The sequence below is a fragment of the Streptomyces sp. SID10853 genome (assembly GCF_010548145.1).
Taxonomy (GTDB): Bacteria; Actinomycetota; Actinomycetes; order Streptomycetales; family Streptomycetaceae; genus Streptomyces.
The window spans coordinates 1-6,717 of sequence record NZ_JAAGLN010000309.1 but is presented as its reverse complement, the minus strand read 5'-3'; the positions used below and the strand labels follow the sequence as shown (position 1 = coordinate 6,717).

The following is a 6,717-nucleotide window of genomic DNA, read 5'->3' as shown; positions in this document are numbered from 1 at the left end:
CGCCCGGCTGAGCTCGGCCCCCGGCCGCCCGGATGTGTTGCGGCACGGGCGGGCCGTGAGCGCCCGACCGCACCCGGCACGGCGGCGCCGCGGTGTGCCAGTAGAGTGACGCCCCGTGGCAGCACGACCGTTGAACGAAATTGTCGAGGCGGGGTGGGCGCAGGCGCTCGCTCCCGCAGCCGAACGGATCACGGCGATGGGCGAGTTCCTGCGCGCCGAGGTCGCCGCGGGACGCACGTACCTGCCGTCCGGGGCGAACGTGCTGCGCGCGTTCCAGCAGCCCTTCGACGAGGTGCGTGTCCTGATCGTCGGCCAGGACCCGTATCCGACGCCGGGACATGCCGTCGGGCTGAGCTTCTCGGTGGCACCCGAGGTACGGCCGGTGCCCGGCAGTCTGGACAACATCTTCCGCGAGATGCACGCCGACCTGGGCCTGCCCCGCCCCTCCAACGGTGATCTGACCCCCTGGACGCGGCAGGGCGTACTGCTGCTCAACAGGGCGCTGACGACGGCGCCGCGCAAACCGGCCGCCCATCGCGGCAAGGGCTGGGAGGAAGTGACCGAGCAGGCCATCCGGGCCCTGGCCGCCCGGGGGAAGCCGCTGGTCTCGGTGTTGTGGGGGCGCGACGCCCGTAACCTCCGGCCGCTGCTGGGGAACCTTCCGGCGGTCGAGTCGTCCCACCCCTCCCCCATGTCGGCGGACCGCGGCTTCTTCGGTTCGCGCCCCTTCAGCAGGACCAACGATCTGCTGGTACGCCAGGGAGCCCGGCCCGTGGACTGGCGGCTGCCGTGACCTGGGTGCTGGGGGTGGACTCGGGCGGGTCCGGACTCCGGGTGGCGCTGGCCGCGGCGGATCCGGCCGTCGCCGGCCAGACAGCCCCCGCTCCCCTGGTCTCCCGTGTGCCGGTGCGCACCGGCGCACGCGGCATCGAAGCGGCCCATTTCCTTGAGCAGTTGCTGCCCATGGCGGCGGAGCTGCTCGGGCGCGCGGGTCGCGGTGGTGAGGTGGCGGCGGTGGCGGTCGGCGCCGCCGGGATGGCGACACTCGGCGACGATCTGCGCACCGAGCTGCCCGCCGCGCTGGAGCACGCGCTCGGGGTACGGCGGCTGGCGCTCGCCGCTGACGCGGTGACGGCGTACGCCGGAGCACTGGGCCAGCGGCCCGGGGTGGTCGTCGCCGCGGGTACCGGAATGGTCGCACTGGGCACCGATCTCGTCCGGTGGCGCAGGGCGGACGGCTGGGGGCATCTGCTGGGTGACTGCGGCGGCGGGGCCTGGATCGGCCGCGCCGGTCTGGAGGCCGCGATGCGCGCCCACGACGGACGGCGCGGTGGTTCGGCCGCGCTGCTGGAGCGGCTTGAGGCGGTTTTCGGACCGGCGGCCGGCCTGCCGGGGATCCTCTACCCGCGTACGGACCGGCCCGCGGTGCTCGCCTCGTTCGCCCCCGAGGTGGCCCGCTGCTCGGACAGCGACCCGGTGGCGACCGCGATTCTTCGGGAGGCGGCCCGGCAGATCGCCGAAGCAGCGGCCGCGGTCTGCCCACCGGAGACGGGCGGGACAGCCGGGACGGCAGAGACGGCGAAGACGCCGGTGTCAGGAGCAGGCTGTGAAGTAGCCCTCACGGGTGGTCTGTTCAAGATGGGAGACCCTCTGCTCACTCCTGCGCGCGAGGAGCTCGCCACCCTGCTGCCGTCCGTCAGGCCCGTGCCCGCGGCCGGGGATCCGCTGGTGGGAGCGGTGTCGATCGCTTCCGCGCTCGCCACCGGGAGCCTTCGGCTGCCACCTCATCCACAGCTCTTGCGTGTGGTGGCGGAACAGGATACGCGATAAGGCCGATACGCAACGGATAAATAGGGACAGACGCCGCGCGAGCGCACCCTCCCCGAACAGCCGGGCCCGCAAAGCCAGTAGCATGCGGCGCCATGAGCTCCCCCAATGGGCCCGCACCCGGCCTGCCCGTACGAATGCCGCGACCTCGCCAGACCGGACGGCACCGCCGCCCGGAACCCGCGGTGGCCCCTGAGGGCGCGCCCGCGCTGGTTCTCGCTGTTCCCGGCACACCTTCCGCCGCTGTGCGCAGCCTGGCGGAAGAGGTCATTTCCATCGCACGCTCCGAGCTGCCCGGGCTGGACGCCCGTATCGGTTACCTGGACGGCGCCGACGACGAGTTCCCCGCCCTGGAAGCGGTGCTCTCGCACACCGCGGCCGAGCGGGTGGCGCGCTATGAGCTGGCCAAGGCCGCCGGACGTGAGGTGCCCGAGCCGACGGGCGTCACCGCCGTCGTGGTGCCGCTGCTCGCGGGCCCGGACGCGGCCACCGAGCGGCGGATACGGCAGGCCGTGATGGACAGCACCACCGCCGCCGAGCTGACCGAGGTGCTGGGGCCGCACCCGCTGCTCGCTGAGGGTCTGCACGTGCGCCTCTCGGAGGCGGGTCTCTCCCGCGCCGACCGTGCCCGGCTGTTCACGGTCGCCACCGCGGCCGACGGCATCATCCTCGCGACGGTCGGCGGCGACGAGGCCGTGCAGGCCGCCGGGATCACCGGAATGCTGCTGGCGGCACGGCTGGCCGTGCCGGTGATGGCCGCCGCTCTCGATGTGGAGGGTTCCGTCTCCGCGATCGCCGAGCAGCTGCGCGGTTCGGGTTCGGCCCAGCTGGCGCTCGCGCCGTATCTGATCGGCCCCGAGGTCACCGAGGAGCTGCTGGCCGGGGCCGCCAAGGAGGCGGACTGCGCATCCGCCGCACCGCTCGGCGCGTACCCGGCGGTCGGCAAGCTGGTGCTGTCGAAGTACACGACCGCGCTGGGCATCACCCCGCAGCAGCCGTCCCAGGGAGCCCCGGTCGGCTGACGCGCGGACACACGGAACACGCACGGGCCGGAGGCCCGCACCCGGAGCAGTACGAGCGTACGAGCACCGGTGGCGGGCCTCCCGCCGTACGTGCCCCCGGACCGCACTCCGGCCGATCCGCGCCACCCGGCCGGCCCGCACCACTCGCGGCTCCCCGGAGACCCGCACCACCCGGCCGGCGCACACCACCCGCACCACCCCGGCCGGCCCGCACCACCCGGCGGTCAGGCGAACACCACGCAGGAGGCCGCGGCCACCTCCACGGAGCCCGCGCGGCTCGGGATCCCGGTCCGCGGGTCGATGTCGAACCAGGTCACATCCCCCGAGTGCTCGTTGGCCACGTACAGCCGCCGTCCCCCGGGATCCACCACCAGGTCCCGCGGCCACCGGCCACCGCAGTCGACGGTGGCGGTCAGCACGGGCTTCTCGCCGCTCTCGTCGACGGCGAGGACGGAGATGCTGTCCTGTCCCCGGTTCGCCGCCCAGACGAAGCCACCGCCGGGTGCGACGGCCACCCCCGAGCCGAAGCTCTCCCCCACGGTGCCCCCGGGCAGCAGCGCGGCCCGGCCGACCGGCTCCAGGGTGCCCGTCCCGGCGTCCCACCGGCAGACCGTGAGCGTGGGCTCCAGTTCGTTCAGCACGTACACATGGGTCCCGGCCGGGTGGAACACCAGATGGCGGGGCCCGCTGCCGGGCCGCAGCGCGGTCTCCGCGTGTACCGTCAGCGCGCCGGTGTCGCCGTCCAGCGCGCAGACCCGTACGGAGTCGGTGCCGAGATCGACGCTCAGGACCCACCGCCCCGTGGGGTCCGGCTTCACCTGATGGGCGTGCGGGCCCTCCTGGCGTTCCGGGTCCGGCCCCCGGCCCTCGTGCCGCAGTACGGAGACGGGCGCGTCGAGGCCGCGGTCCGAGGGACGGACGGGCAGCACGCTGACGCTTCCCGAGCTGTAGTTGGCGGTGACGACGTGCCCGCCGGCGAGCGCGAGGTGGGTGGGGTCGGCGCCGCCGACCGCGACCAGCGCACCGATCAGCCGTGGCAACGGGGCCTCGATACCGAAGGCCGCCGCCGCTCCCTCGCCGGTCTCGGAGACGGCGTAGAGAACCGAGCCACCGGGATCCGGGGCCAGGAACGACGGGTTCGGCAGGGTGTCGACCGCGCCCAGCACGCTCAGCGCCCCCGCCGCGTCCACCGAAGCGGCCACGAGCCCCGGGCCCCCCGCCGAGGTGAACGACCCGATGAATGCCCGCCCGGTGCCTGTGGTGACCACCGTGCTCCTCTCTCCGCCGGCGCCCGGTCCGTGCGTGGCCGGGGCTCCGGCAGACGGTAGCAGGGCGGATCCGGTCCCCCAGGGGCGCCGCCGCCCGGTCAGGAGAGCACGCGGTGGCGGAAGTTGCGCAGTCCGAGGGTGAGGAAGAGCGCACAGAATCCGGCGAGAACCGGATAGACGACGTACAGGTGCATGTGGGAGACGTCGGTGAACCCGGCCCGCATGCCTTCGCTCATGTAGATCAGCGGGTTGACCAGCACCAGCACCTGGAGCCAGTGGAATCCGCCCACCTGCACGGGGGCCAGCTTGGTCCACTGGTAGTACGTACCGCCGAGGAAGACGAGGGGCAGGACGACGAAGCCGAACATCACGCCGATGTTCCTCGGCTGGAACGAGGTGCCCAGGAGCAGTCCGAGCGAGGTCATCGTGAGGCAGGACAGCGGGATCAGGGTCACCACGATCCACCAGTGGATGCTGAGTTGGGGGTGCACACCGGGTGCGTGCACGACGGCCGCGATCGGCAGCACGATGACCGCTGATATCAGTCCCTGGGCCGACCCGGACAGCACGCGCGCCACCGCCACCAGCCAGATGGGGCAGGGGGCCTGCACCCGGTCCTCGATCTCGCGGGTGAAGCCGAACTCCTGGGACATCTGGATGGCGACCGACTGGATGCCCTGGAACATGATCGCGATGGACACCACCCCCGGGACCAGCACGGTGGCGAACGCCGATTCCCCCTTGGCACCGCCGCCCGACCCGATGCCCTGGCCGATGAGCGGGAACACGTACAGGAAAACGAAGACCAGCAGGAACGGCTGCATGACGGTGCGGCCGGCGAACTCGCCGAAGTTCTTCATCAGGACGGCCAGATCCCGCTGGATGAGCGCGCTCAGCGCGGAGCGGCTGGACGCCGCGGCCGACCGGGCGGGCCGTACGCCGATGGGCCTCCGGGACCGGCCCGTGGACGGAACGCCCCCGGGTGACGGGGCGGCACTCGATGCAGCCATCAGTCCCTCAACTCCTGTCCGGTCAGGCTGATGAAGACCGTTTCCAGGGTGCTCTCGGCGATCGAGAGGTCGACCAGCTCGAACCCGCCCGCCTCCGCGCTCGTGACCACCCGCGGCAGCAGCCGTTCGGCGCCCTTGACCTGGATCTCGACGGCTCCGTCGACCAGCCGGGTGCGTACGACGCCTTCGATGTCGCTGTTCAGCCGGGCGGCCAGGCCGTCCTGGCTGCCGCTGGTGGCGACCGTGACCACGGCATCGGCTCCCAGTCCCTGTTTCAGCGCGGCCGGGGTGTCCAGGGCGAGGATCCGGCCGTGGTCGATGATCGCCACCCGGTCGCAGAGGTGGTCGGCCTCCTCCATGTTGTGCGTGGTGAGCAGGATCGTCTGGCCGTCGGCGATCAGCCCGTCCAGCGCCTCCCAGAGCGCCAGCCTGCCCTGCGGGTCGAGCCCCGCCGTCGGTTCGTCGAGGAAGAGCACGGCGGGACGGTGGAAGATCGCGCGCGCCACCATCAGACGCTGTGCCATCCCGCCGGACAGGGCGAACACCGACGACTTGCCCCAGCGGGACAGATGGAACCGTTCGAGGAGTTCGTCGGCGGTGCGCCGGGACTCACGGCGCGGGATGCCGAACAGGAGACCGTGGAAGTACAGGTTCTCCCACACCGTCAGTGAGCGGTCCAGCGTGTTCTGCTGGCTGACGACGGCGATGAGCTGTTTGGCGAGCGTCGGCTCCGCGACCACGTCGATGTCACCGACGTACGCGGAGCCCGCGGTCGGCACCACCCGGGCGGTCAGCATGCCGACGGTGGTGGTCTTGCCCGCCCCGTTGGGCCCCAGCAGCCCGAAGATCTCTCCCTGGCGCACGCCCAGATCGATACCGTCCACCGCGGGGGTGGCGGACTTGGCGTACGTCTTGGTGAGACCGGCGGCGCGGATGACGGTGGCCGTACCGGGCGCCGGACTGCTCTGCCGCTCCCGGTCGCCGGGGTGGGTCATCGTCTCGGCAGCGGGGGCACGTGGAGGGGGTGGGCGGATGCGTCGGCGAGCGCCAGCCGTTCCTGGTCCGCCTGGTATTCGGCCTGTCCGACCCGGCCCGCGAGCAGATCGGCGGGGCCGGGGCGCCGGGTGTGCGGCGCCGGGGGCTGCTGGTCCGTGAAGTGCCGTGCGACGTAACTGCCGACGGCCCGTGCCGAGCCTGTCACCAGCCGTATGAGGTGTCTGAACACGGTGAGAATGGCTGTGGACATACCGCATCTCCTTTCAGGACCGCCGGCCGCGCGCCGGGGGGTACGCACGGCGGATTCACGGCGCGTGTCCATGAGGGCGGCCGGCTCGCACCGGTCCGGCCGGACAGCCGCACGCCGCCCCTGAAAGTCGTGGGATCAGCCTGATGGGCAACCCCGTTGTGTCCGCTCGGCGGATACGGCGGGAGCATCAAGCACTGACATCTCTCATGGAACCACGCAAGGCGGTCCCCGGCATCCGGCGTCGTGGCCGGCCCGGCCGCGCGGTGTGCGGGACCCAGCTGCGGGCCCGCTGCCAGGCCCGCTGCCAGGCCCGCTGCGAGGTCCCGCACACAGCAGGCCGCCCC

The 6,717-nt window shown here is 72.8% G+C and carries 7 protein-coding genes; 3 read left to right on the top strand and 4 right to left on the bottom strand.

Annotation, left to right across the window (positions count from 1 at the left end):
• Nucleotides 1–115: 115 nt before the first annotated feature.
• The 3 genes from G3I19_RS33105 (at nucleotide 116) to G3I19_RS33095 (ending at nucleotide 2,849) form a co-directional block, all read left to right on the top strand.
• Nucleotides 116–793 carry a uracil-DNA glycosylase gene (locus G3I19_RS33105; RefSeq protein ID WP_164267411.1) on the top strand — a complete coding sequence of 226 codons (678 nt, stop codon included), beginning with the start codon at nucleotides 116–118 and terminating at the stop codon, nucleotides 791–793.
• On the top strand, nucleotides 790–1,830 hold the full coding sequence (locus tag G3I19_RS33100; protein ID WP_343235283.1) for a BadF/BadG/BcrA/BcrD ATPase family protein: 1,041 nt from the start codon (nucleotides 790–792) through the stop codon (nucleotides 1,828–1,830). Before G3I19_RS33105 ends, G3I19_RS33100 begins: the two co-directional genes overlap by 4 nt.
• A 92-nt stretch (nucleotides 1,831–1,922) precedes the next feature.
• Entirely contained in the window at nucleotides 1,923–2,849 is a 927-nt protein-coding gene (locus tag G3I19_RS33095) for a hypothetical protein (protein ID WP_164267410.1), read from the top strand.
• A 224-nt stretch (nucleotides 2,850–3,073) separates the two neighbouring features.
• Here G3I19_RS33095 and G3I19_RS33090 read toward each other — a convergent pair whose 3' ends face one another.
• The 4 genes from G3I19_RS33090 to G3I19_RS33075 form a co-directional block, all read right to left on the bottom strand.
• Entirely contained in the window at nucleotides 3,074–4,117 is a 1,044-nt protein-coding gene (locus tag G3I19_RS33090) for a lactonase family protein (protein WP_164267409.1), read from the bottom strand.
• 98 nt (nucleotides 4,118–4,215) lie between these two features.
• Nucleotides 4,216–5,127 (bottom strand): ABC transporter permease, encoded by a 912-nt coding sequence (locus G3I19_RS33085; protein ID WP_164267408.1) that lies wholly within the window; start codon nucleotides 5,125–5,127, stop codon nucleotides 4,216–4,218.
• Nucleotides 5,127–6,122, bottom strand: coding sequence for an ATP-binding cassette domain-containing protein (locus G3I19_RS33080; protein ID WP_164267407.1), 996 nt, complete (start codon nucleotides 6,120–6,122; stop codon nucleotides 5,127–5,129). The genes G3I19_RS33085 and G3I19_RS33080 overlap by 1 nt, the downstream gene beginning before the upstream one ends.
• Nucleotides 6,119–6,373: a hypothetical protein gene (locus tag G3I19_RS33075; RefSeq protein WP_164267406.1), complete on the bottom strand. Its 255-nt coding sequence runs from the start codon at nucleotides 6,371–6,373 to the stop codon at nucleotides 6,119–6,121. Before G3I19_RS33075 ends, G3I19_RS33080 begins: the two co-directional genes overlap by 4 nt.
• Nucleotides 6,374–6,717: the final 344 nt, after the last annotated feature.

What these genes read in the sequence shown, in the direction of transcription:
- G3I19_RS33075 (WP_164267406.1), bottom strand. Translation starts at nt 6,373, where the DNA reads ATGTCCACAGCCATTCTCACCGTGTTCAGACACCTCATACGGCTGGTG.
- G3I19_RS33085 (WP_164267408.1), bottom strand. Translation starts at nt 5,127, where the DNA reads ATGGCTGCATCGAGTGCCGCCCCGTCACCCGGGGGCGTTCCGTCCACG.
- G3I19_RS33095 (WP_164267410.1), top strand. Translation starts at nt 1,923, where the DNA reads ATGAGCTCCCCCAATGGGCCCGCACCCGGCCTGCCCGTACGAATGCCG.
- G3I19_RS33080 (WP_164267407.1), bottom strand. Translation starts at nt 6,122, where the DNA reads ATGACCCACCCCGGCGACCGGGAGCGGCAGAGCAGTCCGGCGCCCGGT.